The sequence below is a fragment of the Streptomyces sp. DH12 genome (assembly GCF_020873895.1).
Classification (GTDB): domain Bacteria; phylum Actinomycetota; class Actinomycetes; order Streptomycetales; family Streptomycetaceae; genus Streptomyces.
In genome coordinates this window covers 1-460 of record NZ_JAHWGT010001007.1, presented here as the reverse complement: position 1 = coordinate 460, position 460 = coordinate 1, and the positions used below count along the sequence as shown (strand labels likewise).

1 pseudogene is annotated in these 460 nt (G+C 75.2%); it reads right to left on the bottom strand.

Annotation, left to right across the window (positions count from 1 at the left end):
* Window positions 1-22: 22 nt before the first annotated feature.
* A pseudogene (locus LPA54_RS38220) lies at window positions 23-460 on the bottom strand (zinc-binding dehydrogenase); the annotation flags it as partial.

Here is a 460-nt window from a genome sequence, read left to right as displayed (position 1 = left end):
GGTTCGCCCGCTACTTCGGCCTGCGGACGAGGGTGCCCGGTTCGAGGGTGAGCGGACCGTGGAGGCGCGCCACCAGGCCGAGGGTGCCGGTGGGACGCAGCGCGTGGAGCGCCTGGTTGATGAGCAGGGGTGAGGCGGTGGTGTCCAGCGCGTAGCGGGCTCCGCCGTCGGTCAGCCGCCGGATCCGCTCGGGCAGGTCGGGTGAGGAGGCGGGCAGCGGAACCGCGCCGAACCGCTCGGCTGCGGCGAGCCTCTCGGGATGCCGGTCGACGGCCACGGTCGGCGCGCCCACGGCAGTCGCCGCCATCACCGCGGTCAGGCCGACGGCACCCGCGCCGAGGACGACGAGCGTGTCGCCGGGACCGGCGCCGAAGGTGTTCAGCACGGCTCCGGCACCGGTGAGGGAGCCGCAGCCGAGGGGACCGAGCAGTTCCAGCGGCAGTGCGGGATCGACCCGTAC